We start from the raw sequence: 18,422 nt of genomic DNA on the forward strand, positions 1-18,422 counted from the left end.
GCTCATTCCATGGCAGCACTGGTATTAGGTTTGGGCCGCTGTCTTCCTAAGCACCTTTAGAACAGAAAGAGCTGCCCTATTGTTTTGGATGCAGCCTCAACCAATTCAACATATCATCCAAAGTACGAACAGGCACGATCTGCATTCCTGGCGCTCCTTTTCTCGCATCCTGCTCATTGGAATAAGGCACAAAAAACACATCTATCCCCGTCCTGCTTACGGTATAAGCTTTTTGCTCCAATCCGCCAACAGCACCTACCGAACCGTCCGCCTCAATCGTTCCAGTTCCCGCTACCTTGTTTCCATAAGTTATGCCGCATGGGGTTAGTTGATCGATCAATGTAAGAGCGAGCATAGCCCCATGCGACGGTCCTCCTTCATGAAGCAAAAAGCTGCGATAGTTAACGGCTTGTGGAATATCATATTGCAGTTTATTGCTAACAATAATTCCAAAAGCAGCCCTGCTTGGGTCTGTAGGATTTACCTGTGTTTTTGTTCGAAAAGTCACCGGTTTAGCATCGCGCAGCACTTGAACCTCCACCTCGCTGCCGGGCGTCACCGATACCATGAACTCCGTCAGTTCCTGAGCATTCGAAATTTTATGCTTGTTGATCGCCTCTATCACATCACCTGGCTGGAGGATGCCTTCAACAGGGCTGTTTTTCGTAGTCGCCGTGATAATAACTCCGGTCGAGGTGATTCCTTTTCCCAGTCCAAGCTTCTGAAAAGCAATGGCGCTCCCCGCAGCGTTGGCATCCTCCTTCATGATTCGTACTTGTTTGTTGTATTCCCCCAAAGAAACCTGAAGTTTATTAACTTCAATCCCGTAATGGGGCAGCAGCTTCGCATATATCCAATCGATTGGGAAGGCAGGCCTTTCAAACACGAGGACGCCTGTCATTGCTCCATGCGCACTTGCTCCAGAGGCCTGTGCATACCTGTTCATATTGACGGTTAATCCCGGGTAGGTGACCAAATAGCCCGTTGGGCAGCATAAAACAACCAGTAAACCAATCGTTGCAATTAACGTCCACAAGCTGCGAACGGGTATTCTCCGATTTTTTCTTTCCCTAAGCATTAAATCAACAAAAATGAGTAACCAGGCTGCAGCCAAAGCACTCATCCAATACTCCAGCTGTTTGGGCTGCGTAAGCATAAAGAACAGTGCAACTGCTCCAGCGGCGAACACGGCTGCGCTTCTTATTAGAGCTGCAGCAGCATGATGAGTTGCATGATTACGCAGCATAGCTAAGATAATCAGTACAGATGCTGACATCCATAATAATGGAATAAGTGCAACCACATAAACTAATAAATCCAGAGCTTCAATCCAATAAAGCCCAGTTCCGAATCGCAGTGGATCAGGCAGCCAAATTAACTCCCCTGCTATAATTAACAATAGAGTCAATGCCATACCCGAATAATAAAGTCGCTGCGCAAACCGCAATAGCAATTCCCCCAATTAATCTCATTTTTCAATTGTTTTTTCATTTGCTCTTTCAAAGTATAAACCTTTTTTCGGAATCCATGCTAAAAAATTCCCCACAAAGTGTGATCTTGCTTCGAAGTTGATTCAGAACCTTTGCGGGGAACCCCGAAACATATAAATTCTGGCGTAAAAAAAGAAAAGTCAGTCCCGCACATCGGCGGCTGACTTTCCTTCATTCCTTAAAGTCCCAGCTTAAGGAGCATTCCCATTCCCGACAGCTTATGCCTCCAGCAGTTCGCTTATCGCAATCGTATCTTTGCGCTTCATCGATTCGTAAGCTGCAAGCGCGACAGCTGTCGCCTGCAGACCATCCTCTCCCGTAATCGGGACCGTATGACCTTCAGCTATGGACTGAACGAACGCCTGCACCAAATAGCTATCCATTCGATCACCCCAGTAGCTCCATTGAGCTTTCAGCTTATCATCCTCGTAGATCTCGTTTTTCTGGGCAAAGGCATCGATGCTAATTACACCTTCCGTGCCGATGATTTCCATTGTAACATCCCCCCAGAACGGGAACGATTTGCTGCGTGACCAACTCGTATCAATAACGCCTACTACGCCGCTGTCGAATTGGATATGAACCATCCCTGCATCCTCTACAGGTATGTCGTGAAACAGCTTGCCCGATTCCGCATACACAGTAGCCGGTTCGCTGCGAACTATCCAGCGCATCAAATCCATGACATGCACCGTATGGTCAAGGATGGCACCGCCACCTGACAAGACAGGGTCAATGAACCATCGCCCCGGCATCGTGCCGCGGTTCGTTCCTTTGACTGCTATGATGCTCCCGATTTCGCCGCGGTCTATAGCTTGCTTGGCTTCGATCACAGCCGGCAAATAGCGGCAGGGGAATGCTGTCATTAGTTGAACCTGGTTGCGCTCACATGTTTCGATCATTGATCGCATCTCACTTACAGTTATCCCTAACGGCTTCTCGCATAACACATGCTTGCCGGCATTCGCGGCATCCATCGTAATGCGGGCGTGGTGTACGTTCTCCGAGCATATGATCACAGCGTCCAAATCAGCGGCCAGGAGAGCATGATAATCTTCGTAATAAGCGATCCCATGATTGCCGGTTACAGCTTCTACGCGTGCTCTCTCTTCGTCAGCAATACCTACGATTTCAACCTCGGGCATCACCAGCAGCTCTTGTAAATAGCTGTTGGCATGAGAGTGCGCGAAGCTGATCATCCCTATTTTCACTTTGGTCATTTCCATCAGCCCTCCTTAACAGACAGTCCGTCGGATTCCTTGAAGAAAACAGGCTTGCCCGACTCTGCGGATTCCATTGCTGCAAAAGCGATTTCCATAGCTCTGTAGGCATCATCTGTTGTGACGATTGGAGCTTCATCCTTAATTATACAATCGATAAAATGCTTCAGCTCATAGTAGTAGGGATCATGAAAAGCCGGGCTTGAGGGAACCGCTACCCGCGGACTGCCTTCCTTTAGTTCCGAGGGCGCCTTCTGCAGACGAATCGAGGATACTTCATTCGAGTTAAAACGAATAATGCCTTTGTTTCCGGCAAACTCCACCGCTGTTGTGAAAGGACCCGGATAGCCCCAATACCCTTCCAAATTAGCAATGGCGCCACTTTGGAAACGAAGGGTAACCAAGGCATAATCCATCTGCATGCTGGTCCGGTTCATCGCAAAAACCGACTGAACTTCACCGAGCACGCTGCGTAAATAATCTATGTCATGAATCAGCAAATCAAGAATAACGCCGCCGCTTTTGGCTTTGTTGCCATACCAAGGCTTAGCTTTTGCAGGATGTCCTCCAACGCGCTTCGTATGTGCAACTCCGACTTTACCGATTCCCCCTTGATGGATTCTGCGCGACATATCGGTATAATTCGGGAAGAAACGGACGACATGTGCTATGAACAACCGGACACGGTTTTGTTCGCAAACACGTATCATCTCATTAGCCTCCTCGAGGGTAGGGGCTATCGGCTTCTCGCAAATAATATGTATGCCAGCTTGCGCGGCCAAAATGACATATGGCTTATGCAGATAGGTCGGTAGACAAATACTGATCACATCGGGTTTGACCGCAGCGATCATTTCTTCAAACTGCGTATAAGCGGTCGTACCACAGTCTGCTGCCAGCTGTGCGCCCAGCTCCTCCTGCTCATCACAAACACCGGCAAGCTCAACCCCCGGCATAACTGCATAATTCCTGGCATGGGTTTGACCCATGATTCCACAGCCGAGTACGGCTACTTTCATCTCTATCACACACCTTTCTTCGAGTCTGGCATGACAAACCACGAAGCGGTTGTACTTCACCGCTTAGGGTCACAAAGGTCTTATTTTTTGTTATACCTCTCATAAGCGGCTTTGTAAACCTTCATTACTCTTTTGGATCCATTTTTTCACATTTGACGTATATTTGTCCCATTCACTTGATGCCACAGCACTCTCGATGGTAGGTACAACCATGAATACTGAGTGTCTCATTCCGTTTTTTTGGCGAATACGGTATCATCTAAAGTGTAGAAAATACTAGAGATATTCAAGTTCGGGTACAAGCTCCTCCTGGGAGCTCAAGCTACTTAGGGTAAAACCAATAGAAATTTGCCGCAAATCCATATAAAGGAGATCACTATCATGAGCATTCAACTCGAAACAAAGCTTTGCCAATTGTTTAATATCCGTTATCCTATCTTCCTGGCTGGAATGGCGGGAGGCCCTTCAACAGCAGAGCTAGTGGCTGCAGTATCCCGTGCAGGTGGAATTGGTACTCTGGGAGCAGCTTATATGGAGCCTGCTGCGATCCGCCAAGCCGTTCTCAAAATCCGCCAATTGACGAACTCCCCCTTTGCTGTCAACTTATTTGTGACTCATGCTGCTGACGATAACTCGAGAATCGGGGAAGTCCAGCAAGAGCTGAACCGGACTCGGGATATCCTTGAAATCCCTCATGCTTCCGCGCATCCCGTTCAAACACCGGACCGTTTTGAAGAACAGTTTGCGGTGCTGTTGGAAGAAAAGGTGCCTGTCATGAGTACGGCCTTTGGCGTTCTTCCGGAAGCATTGATGAAACAGGCCCAATCAGCGGGTATTCGAGTTATTGCAATGGTAACTACCGTAAACGAAGCGATCCTGGCTGAGCGGGCGGGATGCGATGCAATTGTTGCTCAAGGAGGCGAAGCTGGGGGGCATAGAGGGACCTTTGATATTTCAAAGCATTCGATGGGTGCAAATATCGGTACCTTTGCCTTAGTGCCGCAAATCGTTGACCGAATCAAGATTCCAGTCATTGCCGCTGGAGGCATTATGGATGGACGCGGGCTTGTCGCAGCCCTTGCGCTTGGGGCACAAGGAGTCCAGATGGGGACCCGTTTTCTGACTGCCATTGAATCTGGAGCACACTCCTCTTACAGACAAGCATTGATGGAAAGCACGGAGGAGAGCACAGTCTTAACCAAAGCATTCTCAGGCCGCCCGGCAAGAGGAATTATCAACCCATTTATTAAGCAATGGGATGCGAGCGGCATAGAGCCCCTCCCTTTCCCCACGCAAAACACAGTGACGCGTGACATTAGAAATGCGGCTGCCCAGCAAAGCAAAGCGGATTATATGTCTTTGTGGGCAGGACAAGGCACCCGCATGCTGACTTCCGGACAGCATGCCGAAAGCATCGTTGCCGAGACCATCCAGCAGGCTCTTGCTATATTGTCATAAGACTAAGCTGCATTCATCTTTTCCAATGCGCGCGAATCCTGGGCGCGCGTTGCGGCATTGCATGGCGGCAGGTCGAACCCTACGAGTCCTTTTGTAAAGTAAACATGGTGCTGTCCCTAAAGTAGCTTTAACTACTAGGGGACAGCACCTATACTCTCCAAAAGTTTATGAAGTGTGAATTCTAAAGGGACTAGGATTTTCGGACCGCTGTTGAAAGAAAGGTGATAGATGGAAATCCTCCCGTTAATCTAGCCTGGATATCGTTTGAAAGCAATCTAACTGGAAAAACTGCATCTAATATAGGTAATATCGATGATATTAGCCAAAATACGTAGATTTAGCATGAGAAATTCCAGCTATAGGGCCAGGAACGCTATTTTTCGGTATAATTAACATGACATTTTCCTGATATTTACCTAGGGTTCACTAGGCTGCCATAGCCCCGTTTTATGATTAAATTCAATACCAGCTTGTGAAGACTGACGATGCACCGTAAGCCAAAGGAATCGCAGCTCCCAGCATCAATAGAGGTCCCCACCAGGTGAAGAAAGAAATGCCCACACATAGACTAATTAATAGAAGAGCCGGCAGTACCAGAACAGGCAGCGCTGCTTGGAGTGCTTGATGTTTGGCATTATCTTGTATATCAAACAGCTTAAGAAATGGTGCAGATAATTCTTCCTTGCAGAACAGCTTTCTCCAATAGGCCAGCAGGCATGCCGCGGCTATCCAGACGATGATTTTGAGCGGTTCTGGCAAGAAAAACAAACCGAGACCCATCACAAGTACAAACTGAATAGTTAACTTCCATTGTGTACCATTACGAAAGAAAGATTTGGTCAGGAAATCGGATAACCCGCTGCTCGCTCCTGTGCCGCGGAACAGCCGCTGAGATTTTCCGAACATAATTGGACGTTTGCGGGCCGGTCTGCGTTTCCTCTCTGAAACCTGTATCAACATGATAGATACGATTCTCATCCGCGAATCCCTCTCGCGAGCGATATCGGCGAAGAAAGCCCCCTTCTGCCGCAGCCGGAGTTTACTCAAGAACACAAGCAGAACCAGTAATAGCGCAATACCAATCCAGCTATAAACAAACGTATTACTCAGATGAGTGACAGGAGCTTGGTACAAGAAGAAAACCCCTGCAAACAGCGCAACTCGTACCAGCCAAAGAACGATTCCGTACAAGTGAAGTGCGAGCAACTGGCGAGCCAGTCCCAAGTTTATTTTTAACAGATAAGTAAAAATAAACAGGCATGTAACCTGTGCCGCAGTAAAATTAAAGGTTCGAACCAATAAAGGAAGGAATACGATCATTAGCAGTAGAGTAGTAGCACCCTGTAAAATAAGTGAGTATCTCCATCCGAGAACCATCAGATGTTTAAACCAGCTTTCATTCTGCCTTAGGAACAGCTGATCCCCTTCCTCCACAAAGTAACGAATGGTCCCTAGCCAAGCAAATAAATAGAATATTGCAGCAACAACAGGTAAAGGAATCCAACTAAACCATGCAGGCTGAAGCTGCCACAACGAATAATATTGATAGCCTACTACAAGCAGCAAGGGGATTACAAAATATAAAGCTATAATCCAATCCACTGCTGTTCGCAGCGCTCTGTACTGATAACCCCAATCGGAAAAAACTCGTCGAATAAAAAGCTGCCGGCTGCTCTTCAATGTGCCGCCCCCCATCATAATAAGGAATGAAAGCAATCGAATAAGGGAGCGTCCGGCATGCCGCACTGCTTTTGAATGTCCTGCAGCGTACCGTTAGCTACCAGCCTGCCACCCGAGAGAAGCACGAAAGAGGTACAAATTCGTTCGGCTGTATCCAGCACATGGGTACTCATCAGAATGCCCGCACCTCGCTTGCGTTCCTCATCCAGCATACCAAGAAAATCCTTAATGGCTTTAGGATCTAACCCTATGAAAGGCTCGTCCACGATGTACACATCCGGCTTGTTAAGAAATCCGAGAATTAGCATTATTTTCTGCTGCATTCCTTTGGAGAATTTTCCGGGCAAATGATGTTTTTCATCCAAAAGCCTAAAACGGCGCAATAAATCATCCGCTCTATCCAGAAAAACGGTTCTATCCAGCTCATAAACAGCAGCCGCAAACTCCATATGCTCCCATAACGTCAGCTCGTCATAAAGAATCGGATGCTCAGGAATATACGCGTAGCTCCTCCGTTCACCATAAAAGGAAATCTCTCCTTTAAAATCCTTCAGCAAGCCTAGAATACTCTTGATCGTTGTACTCTTCCCAGCACCGTTAGGTCCCAGCAGTCCAACAAGCTCGCCTTGCCGCACATCAAAATTAATCTGTTTGATAACATCGGCCTGTCCTTCATATCCGGCTTGCTCAATATGTACTTTTAAAACCTCTAATCGTTCCTCTATCACTTGTGCTCACTTTTCCTTCCTTTATATGCAATGACTCTAAGCGATGGTCGTGATAGTTAGTATGGAATAGCAATGCTCTCTTATCGAATTATAAAACACAATACCAAATAAATCATCTTTTGCTCATTCGCGGCAAGTGTGAACGGCTAGGGTGTCTCTATGTACAATTTACGTTTGTGCCCGGGAATGGGATGGGGGTGTAGGATACGGATCGATGCAGATCGGATTACGGTATCTCTCCTCTATAGCTACACACCTACACTGCGGCATCACCCTGAATTTATGACTCCACTGCTTATTGGATATGCACTTCTGTAAAAGTTAATTGGGATGAATACCAATATAGAGTCTCGCTGTGACCTGAACATAGTTGCTTGCATCCGCTACACACCTACACAGCGGCATCACCTCTGGATTATGACTCACTGCTTATTGGATATGCACTTCTGTAAAAGTTAATTGGGATGAATACCAATAAGGGGTCTCGCTGTGACCTGAGCATAGTTGCTTGCATCCGCTACACACCTACACTGCGGGATCACCCTGGATTTATGACTCACTGCATATTGGATATTCACTTCTGTAAAAGTTAATTGGGATGAATACCAATAAGGGGTCTCGCTGTGACCTGAACATAGTTGCTTGAATCCGCTACACACCTACACTGCGGCATCACCTCTGGATTTATGACCCACTGCTTATTGGATATGCACTTCTGTAAAAGTTAATTGGGATGAATACCAATATAGAGTCTCGCTGTGACCTGAACATAGTTGCTGCACCCGCGGTTCAAGATAATAGCGGAAGTGATCATTCCGTTATTTCAATTGAAAGCACAAAAACGGTGAAATAGAGTAACACTTCTTTCCGTTATCTCTTCTTTTTGCAGGTATAATGCCTGCATTTCCCCAAATAAAGGAACTGTTGCTTCCGCTATCGTCTCGAATTTGACGAAACGGATTGAATAACGGAACTTTAAATCCGTTAAGGCATTTCTTAACTTCTGGAATGCCAGCACTGGACTTGACCGAGAAGCGTACGCAATATTAAAAAGGTGAAGCTACCGTTCAAACTTACTTTTCTAATAGTTCTACGCTGTGCTGCCTGCCCCTTCTTTCTTACCTAACCGGTTCGGTTTTCGATCCGGTATTCATAGCCCTTTTCCCTTTTAGCGCTGCCTGTGAGCTACCAATCATTTGCTTAGACGGAAGTGAGGTGCGCTATTTCATTGTTTTAACGATATTATTCGAGTGAAGCGGAACTATGATCCCTTATTTGCGTTAAAATATGGCATTTCAGTCTATTAAAGTCGGAATAACGTATCGTAGTTCCGCGACTTCATGAAATGAGATGGGTTTCCGACCAATAGAGCATTGACGTTCCGTTAGTCAGCGGAATTCATGTTAGATGGATCCAAAGACATCGCACAGGATAGATGAAAGTGTTCATCATGTCCCCCCCACCAGCACCCCCGCAAGAGAGACTTCCCCTGCGCTCTAGAAAGTGAATGAAGCAGTCCCAAACCAAGTACAAAGACGCCTCCAAAACCACTATGCAAGTGGGGATGTAAGCGTCTTTTTTGTAAGGAAATTCCCATCAGAGTGGAAGTTCGAAAATCCAGAAATGTCTTTTGGGACAGCCCCAAAACGTATAAATTTTGTTAAAAAGGACAGACAAATGATAACTCCATTTGATCCGCCCTTAGTCATCCATTTTTAAAATTGTATCCACACTGCCGTCTTATCGTCCGACACTTTAAAGCGAGGGTATTTCTGGCAGTTAGAGTCCTCAACCTCTAACGATATTAACCAATCCGCATACGAGGATAATGATTTTTCCATAACCGCCTGAACCAATCTTTCCAACCCTCCTGAATCATTGCTTCCGCGCTCTACAGGATGAAATAATCCATCGGTCACCATAAGCATTGCTTTTAGGTTAATACGATTGAGAGTGCCGTACTCGACCAAATCGGCCAGCTCCGGCTCACCGCTCAATACCGAATATCCGCTAATCGTATTCATCCGGGATTTGTTCTTTATAATAACGGGCTTTACCATTTCCCAAAGCTGTTCGCGACTCGTAATGCCGTTACGAATGCCCTCCTCCCAAATTCGCTTGGATTCCAGGTCAATATGCGCCACCTGATCTCGCGATACAACCCGAACGCTCTTATCTTCATAAACAGCCGCGATCATACAATCTCCGACTTGGGCATAATCCACACTATAATCGTGGACACGGATCAGGGCTAGCGCACTCGTCCACAAAGAAACCTTGTCGGCAATGTTTACTCCCGCCTCCACCATTTTATCCCTTAATCGCTTGTTAGCCTGAATGACCACTTGCTTCAAAGTAGTGCTGTCAACTTCCTCCGCTCGCAAATCCTCCAGATAATGCTTTATACAAGCGGAAGCCAAGTACCCGCCGGTTTCCTGGTTCGGCCCCCGGTAAGGATGAATCGATGTGGCTCCATCCAATACTCCATAAATATGCAAACTCTCATTCATAACCAACGCATCTTCATTCCATTCTCCGCTGCCTTTAATGGAGATCGTATCAATGTTCATATGTTATGTTCCTTTCTTACGACTTTATGGAATAACCATTTTTTTCTTCCACTCTGTTATAGGGACGCCAGGCAACAATTCCAATTGCTCCAATACCTCATTCCTCTTTTTCCAGCGGATAACATCCTCGGAAGAAGGGAGCTTTGCCAGCAACAACAAAGCAGGGTCCAGCAGTCTTTTTCTTTGAGGGTCTAAGTTGCCTTGTAGTAATTTTCCAATGGCCTCAATTCTCGCTGGGATAATACCCATATTTTTCCATATATTCATTTGGGTTTGATCTTCCATCATATAGCGGATGAACGCTTGCTCTGCCTTTTCTTTTATACTGTCTGACTTGAGGACAACCATCCCGTCAACTTTGGGAACAATCCCTTGCCCTGTTAGAGGAGGAAAATCACTCATTCGAAATACAAATTTACCGCCGACATAACGTTCAACAATGGGCAGCTTATCGGACGAGGATAAGAAAAAACCGATTTTCCCGTTTATAAACTTACTGGCAGCCATATGATGATTAAGCGGCTCCATTACTTTTCTGCCATGTACCCAATCTTCCCACAATGCTAAGGCCGGTCCTGCCGTTTCCCATTCCTTTTGGTCAGCAGGGTTATAATATAAATTTTCGAAGAACCATGGAAGCTCTGTATCTACGGCAAGTCCGTTTTTTTCCTCCGCCCCACTCCCTGAATCCTTGATCATTCGCTCGGCAGCCTCTATGACCTCATCCCATCCTGTGAAAACCTTGGGCTCAAGCACTTCACGTTTGGACAAATCTTCTTTGTAGAAAAGAACCGGCAAACTCCCGCCCAGCGGGACAGCCCATTGATGCTCTTTGTACTGAAACGGGGTGGAAAAGGCAGGTACCATGAGACTGGAGTCTACCCAATTCTCCAAAGGAACGATCGCCTCGCTATCAGCCAGCTGAGTTATCCCGTAAAAGCTGTGAACCTCAGCCAGCTGAGGGCCTGTATTCGCCGATACGGCTGCGACCAATTCATTCATTAGCTGTTCGCTGGATCGAAAAGTTCGGATATCCATACTGATTTGCGGATGCTTCCGCTGAAAATCGGCAAGAAGCAGGCTCCATTCTTTGCTGTAAACCCATATGGTAAGCGTAACAATTTCTATATCTTTGCGGGGGGAAGCTTTGTCCTGAGGGCTATACCATAAATAGTAACCTGCCCCTGCGCATACAAAGGTTAACATGATAGCTATGGCTAGCAGCAGCTGCTGTTTCCTCACGATTTATCCTCCATGTTTCCAGCATTCTTACGCCTCATTGTAGCACGGTTCGAGCGCGGAAGCATCGATGTATTACAGCTTACAGCTGCAGCCCTTTTTTACTTAACTTGTTAGCAATCAAAAGTGAAATCAACGTGCTTAGCGACAGCATAGAGGCTAGTGCCGCTCCAGTGCCATAGTTGGATGTAAATACTTCACTATAAATCGTCACTGAGATCGTTGCCGTTGCTCCATAGTACAAAACGACGGTGGAGCTTAGCTCATTGATCGTTGTAACCCAGCTAAGAATCGCCCCGGAGAGCACGCCAGGCGCCATTAAACGACCTGTTGTCTTGAAAAAGGTTTTCATTGGTGGAACGCCGAGACTTATCGAGGCCTCTTCTACGCTTCGGTCAAGCTGATGCAAAATCGCCGTACTCGAACGAATCGTATAAGGCAGCTTTCGCACGACATAAGCAATAACCAGAATAACCCATGTACCGGTTAGAACAAACGGCGGGTTGTTGAAAGCAATGATAAGACTTATCCCGAGCACGGTACCCGGCATGACATAGGGGATCATGAGCAATCCATCCAGCATAGCCGTAACCTTCGATTTACGTCTAACCAGTACATAAGCAATCAGCATTCCCATTACAATCATAATAACTATGGAGATCAAGGAGAAGGTGTAAGTATTAGCGATAGCTTTAGGCACACGGAATAAAATTTCTTTGTAGCTGCCCAAGCTGAAGCCTGATTGAAAAACCGGCCCCTTTGTTTTGATAAAAGAAGTTACGATGACTGTCGCCTGCGGTATCATAGACACGCAAGCCACAAACAATGCGGCAGCAGTAAATAAAAATTTCGGCAGCGGCTTCAATTGTTTGATTTTGGGCGTCCGCATCCCGCTTGTATTGTAATTTTTTCTGGACACAAAATAACGCTGCAAAAACAAAATTGCCGTCGAGCATACGATTAAAATGACACTAAGCGTGCTCGCCATGGCAGGGTTTCCGCCCATTTCACTAATAAACTGTTCATAGGCAAGAATAGGCAGTACTTTAAACCCTTGCCCGAGCAGCATCGGTGTGCCGAAATCGGCAAATGCCGCCATAAAAACCATTAACGCGCCTGCGGAAAGTGTAGGGAAAATAAGCGGCAGCGTTACAGTCCGCAGCCTGTGAAAGCTTGAGCGTCCCAGGCTTTCCGCAGCTTCCTCAAGCGAGGTGTCGATTGTTTTCAAAGCACCTGTCACATATAAAAAGATATGAGGGTAAAACTGCAGTGTAAAAACGAATACGATGCCCTTCCACCCATAAACAGAGGAGAACGGGATGCCAAGGCTGTGCAGAAAATTGGTCAGAAACCCGTTGTTCCCGAGCATTAATATCCACGAATAAGCACCTATAAACGGCGGGGACAGCAGGGACATAATGACCATGATCTGAATGAGTCCCTTGCATTTGATATTATAACGGGCATTCACATAGGCTAGCGGAACACCGATAAGTATGGCAAAAATGGTAGTGAAAAATGATACCTTCAAGCTATTCCATAAGGCGCTGTAAAAATATTTCAGCTTGATGAAATTGGCATAATTCTCAAGGGAAAACAAGCCCTTGTCATTGAAAAAACTATTGAATAGCAGCGAAAACAAAGGGTATACGATGAAAGCAAACATAAAAACATACACAACTACTGTAACCCATGTCCAGAAATCCCAGCCTTTTAACCGAAGCTTAAGACCTGATGAGAACCGTCCTGCATTCGGTGTAACACTAGAAGGATGCACGATACAGGACCTCCTTCCCGCTCTGGTCAAACATGGTCGTTTTCTCCAGCTGGAGATTTACGAAGATCCGATCCTTCTCTTTCCTTAAAGATTGCGGTTCGATAGCATGCTCCTGTACATCGATTAACATACCTTCAGCTAAACGGATCAAGTAGCTCGCTTTTTCTCCAAGAAATGTAACACTTTCAATGTGGCCCACAAGCGTATTTTCAAATGGTTGGGCTTGAAGCTTGATTCTCTCGGGACGAAGCGCAAAAATCACTTTGCCTTGATAAGCTTTATTAGTCCGTAAATGGAATTCCCCTCCCAGCAAACGGATCGTCGCTGCTTCACCGTTAGCCATACACTCTCCTTCCAGGAAGTTGGAGGTTCCAATAAAATTGGCAACAAACTGGTTCTCGGGATAAGCATAAATATCTTGAGGTGAAGCAATTTGCTGGATTTGCCCCTCGCTCATAACCGCAATCCGGTCTGATACAGCCAGCGCCTCCTCCTGATCATGTGTCACATAGATCGTGGTGATATTAAGCTCCTTTTGCAATCGGCGAATATCCGAACGCATCTTGATCCGCAGCTTGGCGTCCAGATTGGACAGCGGTTCATCCATCAGCAGCAACCCTGGACGGATGACTATGGCACGAGCCAGCGCAATCCGCTGCTGTTGGCCACCGCTCATATCCGACGGGACGCGGTCCCGCAGATGCGTCAGCTCTACAAGCTCAAGCGCTTCCATCGCCCGCTGCTCCATCTCCTTCTTCGGAACGCTGCGTGCTTTAAGCCCATAGCATACATTCTCGTATACGGTCATGTGCGGGAAGATCGCGTAGTTCTGAAACACCATGCCAATATTGCGCTCATGGGTCGGGACATCGTTGATCTTCTGAGCTCCGAAGTAGATGCTTCCTTCCTCCTGGCGATAAAAACCGGCAATCGCACGAAGCAGCGTCGTTTTGCCGCATCCGCTCGGTCCCAGCAAGGTGAAAAATTCCCCTTCCTCTATCGTAAAGTGAGCATCATTCACAGCACGGTGCCCGCCAAAATATTTGGTCACATGGTCAAAAACAATCTTTTGCATATTCGTTCCTCCAATTCGTTGCTTGCTTGAAAAAAAGGATGCCTTAGCTTGAAGAGGTTGTTCAAAAAGTCCCCTTTTGATCACAAAGTAACTCAGGAAGCCTATTCGGCATCGAATGCTGCGTTACCCTCGAAGTCCGGTGCTCATGCAGGTTTTGCCTGCACTCTGCTCCTCTTCTACGGGTTCTCGCAACCTTCTCAGTGCTGAAAAGCTGACTTTTTAAACTCGCACTTAAAGTAAGGCACCGCTTGGGTTTAGCGTTCTTTATTCTTGACCTGTTACGATTTTACCGAAGCGCTTGATGATATCGTCTTTTTTGGTTGCTGCAAAATCGAAATCGTAATCAACCAGTTTGATGTCTTTCGTTTGTGCCACTCCTTGTACGGTTTCAGCGTCCTTGCGAACGGAACGGCGTTTGAATTCCTTCTGAATTAGAGCCTGAACATCCTTGCCAACAAGGAAGTCGATGAATTGCTTGGCTTGATCCATGTTTTTAGCGCCTTTGATTACCGCTGCTCCATCCGGTACGGCCGAGGTGCCCTCTGATGGGTAAATGATGCCAACCTTTGCACCGCCCTCAACATATCGAAGCGCTGCTTCCTCCAACGTCACGCCCAAAGCAAATTCTTTTTCCGCTACGCCCTTATAAACAAGACCCGACCCGGAAAGAATTTTACCATCCAAGTTAGTCACAAATTTCTTAACGAAGTCCCAACCCTTGTCTTCCTTGCCATAAGCGGTCAATATAGTCACTAATTGCGTATAGGATGAGCCGGATTTAGCCGGGTCTGCAAACGCGATTTTACCCTTCCATTTGGCATCCAGCAGATCGTTCCAGCTCTTAGGTTCTTCGCCTTGCTTTACCAAATCCTTGTTGTACATAATAATCATCGGCAGAGCGGCAAATGGAGTCCATATATTATTCTTATCCACGTACTGCGGTGACAAGTTATCGAATTCCTTAGTTTTGTATGGCTCAAAATATTTCTTGTAGGCTTCCAAAGAATCCGCGCCGCCTGCCCAGAATACATCACCAAGCGGATTGGCCGCCTCAGCCTGAACCCGTTTGAGCAAATCGCCGGTACCACCAGAAATCAACTGCACCTCTATACCGGTACGATCTTGAAATTCTTTCACAATCGGATTGTTCACTTCCGCTGCATTTGGCGAATAAAGCGTCAGTTTGCCTCCCTTTTTAGGCGCTGGCTGTTGTTGGGATGCATTGGGACTTGCCGGTGTCTCCGGCTTTTTGTCCGTAGCGGCCTGCTGCCCTCCACAGCCAACTAAAGATACCGATAGCAGTAAGGCCGTTAAAATCGTTGAAACGGATTTTCTCATGTTTATACCCCTCTCTACTTGCATTGTTTATTATATTTGTAATACTACAGCTCATTTGAAGCGCTTTCAATGCGACAGAATTTCATTTTTGTTAAAATTTTTGCACAAAAAAATCCGCTTTACAGCGGAAGAACCTCAATGCCGTATCGTTTTCGAAACTCTGTTGGCGTTTCTCCAGTGTATTTCCGAAACACCTGGCTGAAGTAACGGGAATCCTGGTAACCTACTTGAATAGCGATTTGATATATTTTGAGGCGGGGATTTAACAACAGCTCCTTGGCGTGATTTACCCGAAGATCGGTCAAATAATCCATAAAGCTTACACCTATTTGTTTCTTGAACAATCTGCTGAAATAGCTTTCGCTCATGTTATAACGATCGGCCATGCTTTGAAGAGTAATATCCTCGCCATATTTTTCTTTAATGAACTGCTCAATCTCCTTAAACCCGCTGTTCTCCCTGCTTTCCAATACGCTTTTGTGAATCCGGTTCCACTCCCCCGCCTCGGCAAGCACCTTCCGTTCCCCGACCAGCTGGTTCGTAATCCTTGTAAACACCTGGACAAGCTCTTCGGGATTCGTTGGCTTCAGTACAAAGTCCGCCGCCCCCAATTTGACCGCTTTTTGAGCATAGCTAAAATCATCAAACCCTGTTAAAAAAACAATTTTTAGATGGGGGTACAGCTTGACGGCCTGCTCAGCCAGCTCAATACCGTTCATCGCCGGCATCCGAATATCGGTTAATAAAATATCCGGAGCATGGGATTGAAGCAGCTCAAGTGCATGCAAACCATCGCTCGCTTCCCCGATAATTTGGCAATTCACTTCATCCCAAGGGATCGTTTGCTTCAGTCCCTCGCGAACAAGCCATTCATCTTCCACTATAAAAAGGTTAAACAAGCCGCTCTCCTCCAGCCTGCGTCATGACGGGAATCTCAACAATGACTGTTGTTCCCTCACCGTAAACGCTCTCAATATCAAAGCAAAAATCATTGCCAAAGTATAGCTCCAGCCGCTTTCGCAGATTTTCAAGGCCTATTCCCGTTTTCTCGCTTGAACTTGTCAAAAATTGACCGCTTCTAATATGCTCTACCACCTCAGGCACCATACCCACACCATTATCCCTAATTTCAAACCGAATTCTTGAGGCTGCTCTTGTGCCTTTGATTTGCAGCAGTCCTTTTCCGAGCTTCATCTCTAACCCGTGGGTAACCGCATTTTCCACAATAGGCTGAAACAGCAGCTTCAAGGTGTACAATTGCTCAATTCCGTCTTCCATTTCGATGTCGGCGTCAAATTTATCACCGTACCGCATTTTTAGAATAAACAAGAAATTATGAATCTGTTGAATATCCTCACGAATCGGGATAAAAGGATTGCCCTTACGTATACTGAACCGCAGCAGCTCCCCAAGTGAAATGGCTGTCTTGCTTATATTATCCAGCTTATGAATCCGTGCCATCCAATTAATAGAGTCAAGCGCATTGTATAAAAAATGGGGATTAAACTGGGCTTGAATCGCTTTTATTTCGGCCTCCTGGACCATCAGCTGCTTTTTATACACCTCGTCTATGAGCTGTTTGATTTGCAATACCATTGCATTAAAGCTGAGCCCCAGCTGTCCAACCTCATCCCTGTATTTTGACGAAAAGGCCACATTAAGATTGCCACTTTCAACTTCAAACATAAGCCATCTAAGTTTACGTAAAGGTTTGGTAATGTTCAAAGCCAATATATAGGCCAGCCAGCAGGAGATGATGAATCCCAGGCTGATGCCGAAGAGCGTCAAATTTCGGATACTCAAGCTGGCTTTGCTAAGGGAGGTAACCGGCACGATGCTGATTAGCTTAAACCCGGTTAATTCAGATGTATCATAAACAACCATTCCATCGGCTCCATCTTCAAGCGTTAGCTTAAAGTACCCCTTTATCCCCTTCAACACTTGTTCTACATACGGGGCATCGAGCTTGGTGCCAATCTGGTGCTTGTACGGCGTGCTTGAAATAACGTAACCGTTGCGGTCCAGCAGCAGCACCTGCCCTCCGTTCTCCAGATGGGCTTTGTTGTACTTATCGGCTAACGCGGATTCCATAATATCGATGGCAGCATATCCGATCGGTTGATTGGTATCAATTTTCTTTAATAGTCTTCCGCTGCTCAACACAATCCCAAAGTCATCAGTCTTCTTCATGTTGTAATGCGTATCCCAAACTACATTGCCACCGCCGAGCCGCATTCTACGGAACAGCCCCCAGTTCACATTGAATTCATCATATTGGGAGGGGAGCAAATCGCTTGTAAAATATCTGTCACCGTTTTCACCCATTAGGTAAATGGAGATATCCCAGTTTTTAAATCCGAGCAGCGAATCCAGAATGTCTTGCATTTTTTTCCGGTCTTGCTGTTTTTCTGCGAGAGAACGGTTTTTATCTTTGGATAAAACATCCTGGATTTCACGGTTGCTGTAGATGTACATGGTGAGCTGCTCAATATCCTTAACAAAATAATTCAGGCTATAGTTAACCTGGGATAAATTTTCTAATATCGTCTGACAAACTTGATTTAACACGACCTCCGATGACTTATAATACGAAAATGTGCCAAGCAACGATAACGGTATGACAACCAGAGGGAGAAACAAACCAATAAACTTATTTTGCAAATTGATGCCGAAAAAAAATCGTTGTAACCTGCGAAGCAAGCCCTTCATGCTCTCCCCCCTCTTACCTCACACATTAAGCCCCGCTGCGGAAAACGTCAAGTAGGAGTCTGTACGGGGATATGAAAACCACAAAACCACAATACGAGGGTTAGTCGGATTGTGGTCGT

The 18,422-nt window shown here is 46.2% G+C and carries 13 protein-coding genes; 1 reads left to right on the plus strand and 12 read right to left on the minus strand.

The annotated features are described in order from the left end of the window. Window positions 1-76 precede the first annotated feature (76 nt). The 3 genes from NV381_RS17275 to NV381_RS17285 form a co-directional block, all read right to left on the minus strand. Window positions 77-1,447, minus strand: a complete 1,371-nt coding sequence (locus NV381_RS17275; protein WP_258214537.1) for a PDZ domain-containing protein — start codon at window positions 1,445-1,447, stop codon at window positions 77-79. Window positions 1,448-1,708: 261 nt separating this feature from the next. Continuing rightward, window positions 1,709-2,710, minus strand: a complete 1,002-nt coding sequence (locus NV381_RS17280) for a Gfo/Idh/MocA family protein (RefSeq protein WP_258214538.1) — start codon at window positions 2,708-2,710, stop codon at window positions 1,709-1,711. Between the two features lie 5 nt (window positions 2,711-2,715). After that, the gene (locus tag NV381_RS17285; RefSeq protein WP_258214539.1) at window positions 2,716-3,729 is read right to left on the minus strand and encodes a Gfo/Idh/MocA family protein; all 1,014 of its coding nucleotides are present in this window, start codon (window positions 3,727-3,729) and stop codon (window positions 2,716-2,718) included. A 381-nt stretch (window positions 3,730-4,110) separates the two neighbouring features. On the opposite strand from NV381_RS17285, the gene NV381_RS17290 reads away from it, so the two are divergent. Beyond that, window positions 4,111-5,187: an NAD(P)H-dependent flavin oxidoreductase gene (locus NV381_RS17290; protein WP_258214540.1), complete on the plus strand. Its 1,077-nt coding sequence runs from the start codon at window positions 4,111-4,113 to the stop codon at window positions 5,185-5,187. Between the two features lie 459 nt (window positions 5,188-5,646). Here NV381_RS17290 and NV381_RS17295 read toward each other — a convergent pair whose 3' ends face one another. The 9 genes from NV381_RS17295 to NV381_RS17335 all read right to left on the minus strand — a co-directional run bounded on the left by NV381_RS17295 (window position 5,647) and on the right by NV381_RS17335 (window position 18,303). Further along, window positions 5,647-6,867: an ABC transporter permease gene (locus NV381_RS17295; RefSeq protein ID WP_258214541.1), complete on the minus strand. Its 1,221-nt coding sequence runs from the start codon at window positions 6,865-6,867 to the stop codon at window positions 5,647-5,649. Between the two features lie 14 nt (window positions 6,868-6,881). After that, window positions 6,882-7,595 (minus strand): ABC transporter ATP-binding protein, encoded by a 714-nt coding sequence (locus NV381_RS17300; protein ID WP_308861971.1) that lies wholly within the window; start codon window positions 7,593-7,595, stop codon window positions 6,882-6,884. A 1,715-nt stretch (window positions 7,596-9,310) separates the two neighbouring features. After that, a complete protein-coding gene (locus NV381_RS17305; RefSeq protein WP_258214542.1) occupies window positions 9,311-10,165 on the minus strand; it encodes a protein phosphatase 2C domain-containing protein in 855 nt (284 codons plus the stop codon). A 24-nt stretch (window positions 10,166-10,189) separates the two neighbouring features. Further along, the gene (locus tag NV381_RS17310; protein ID WP_258214543.1) at window positions 10,190-11,407 is read right to left on the minus strand and encodes an extracellular solute-binding protein; all 1,218 of its coding nucleotides are present in this window, start codon (window positions 11,405-11,407) and stop codon (window positions 10,190-10,192) included. Between the two features lie 79 nt (window positions 11,408-11,486). Further along, window positions 11,487-13,181: an ABC transporter permease gene (locus tag NV381_RS17315; RefSeq protein WP_258214544.1), complete on the minus strand. Its 1,695-nt coding sequence runs from the start codon at window positions 13,179-13,181 to the stop codon at window positions 11,487-11,489. Further along, on the minus strand, window positions 13,168-14,256 hold the full coding sequence (locus NV381_RS17320) for an ABC transporter ATP-binding protein (protein ID WP_258214545.1): 1,089 nt from the start codon (window positions 14,254-14,256) through the stop codon (window positions 13,168-13,170). The genes NV381_RS17315 and NV381_RS17320 overlap by 14 nt, the downstream gene beginning before the upstream one ends. A 264-nt stretch (window positions 14,257-14,520) precedes the next feature. After that, a complete protein-coding gene (locus NV381_RS17325) occupies window positions 14,521-15,594 on the minus strand; it encodes an ABC transporter substrate-binding protein (RefSeq protein ID WP_258214546.1) in 1,074 nt (357 codons plus the stop codon). Window positions 15,595-15,713: 119 nt separating this feature from the next. Beyond that, on the minus strand, window positions 15,714-16,493 hold the full coding sequence (locus NV381_RS17330) for a response regulator transcription factor (RefSeq protein WP_258214547.1): 780 nt from the start codon (window positions 16,491-16,493) through the stop codon (window positions 15,714-15,716). Next, on the minus strand, window positions 16,486-18,303 hold the full coding sequence (locus tag NV381_RS17335) for a cache domain-containing sensor histidine kinase (protein WP_258214548.1): 1,818 nt from the start codon (window positions 18,301-18,303) through the stop codon (window positions 16,486-16,488). Before NV381_RS17335 ends, NV381_RS17330 begins: the two co-directional genes overlap by 8 nt. Window positions 18,304-18,422: the final 119 nt, after the last annotated feature.

Origin of the sequence: Paenibacillus radicis (ex Xue et al. 2023), from assembly GCF_024722015.1 — a bacterium.
Classification (GTDB): Bacteria; Bacillota; Bacilli; order Paenibacillales; family NBRC-103111; genus Paenibacillus_S.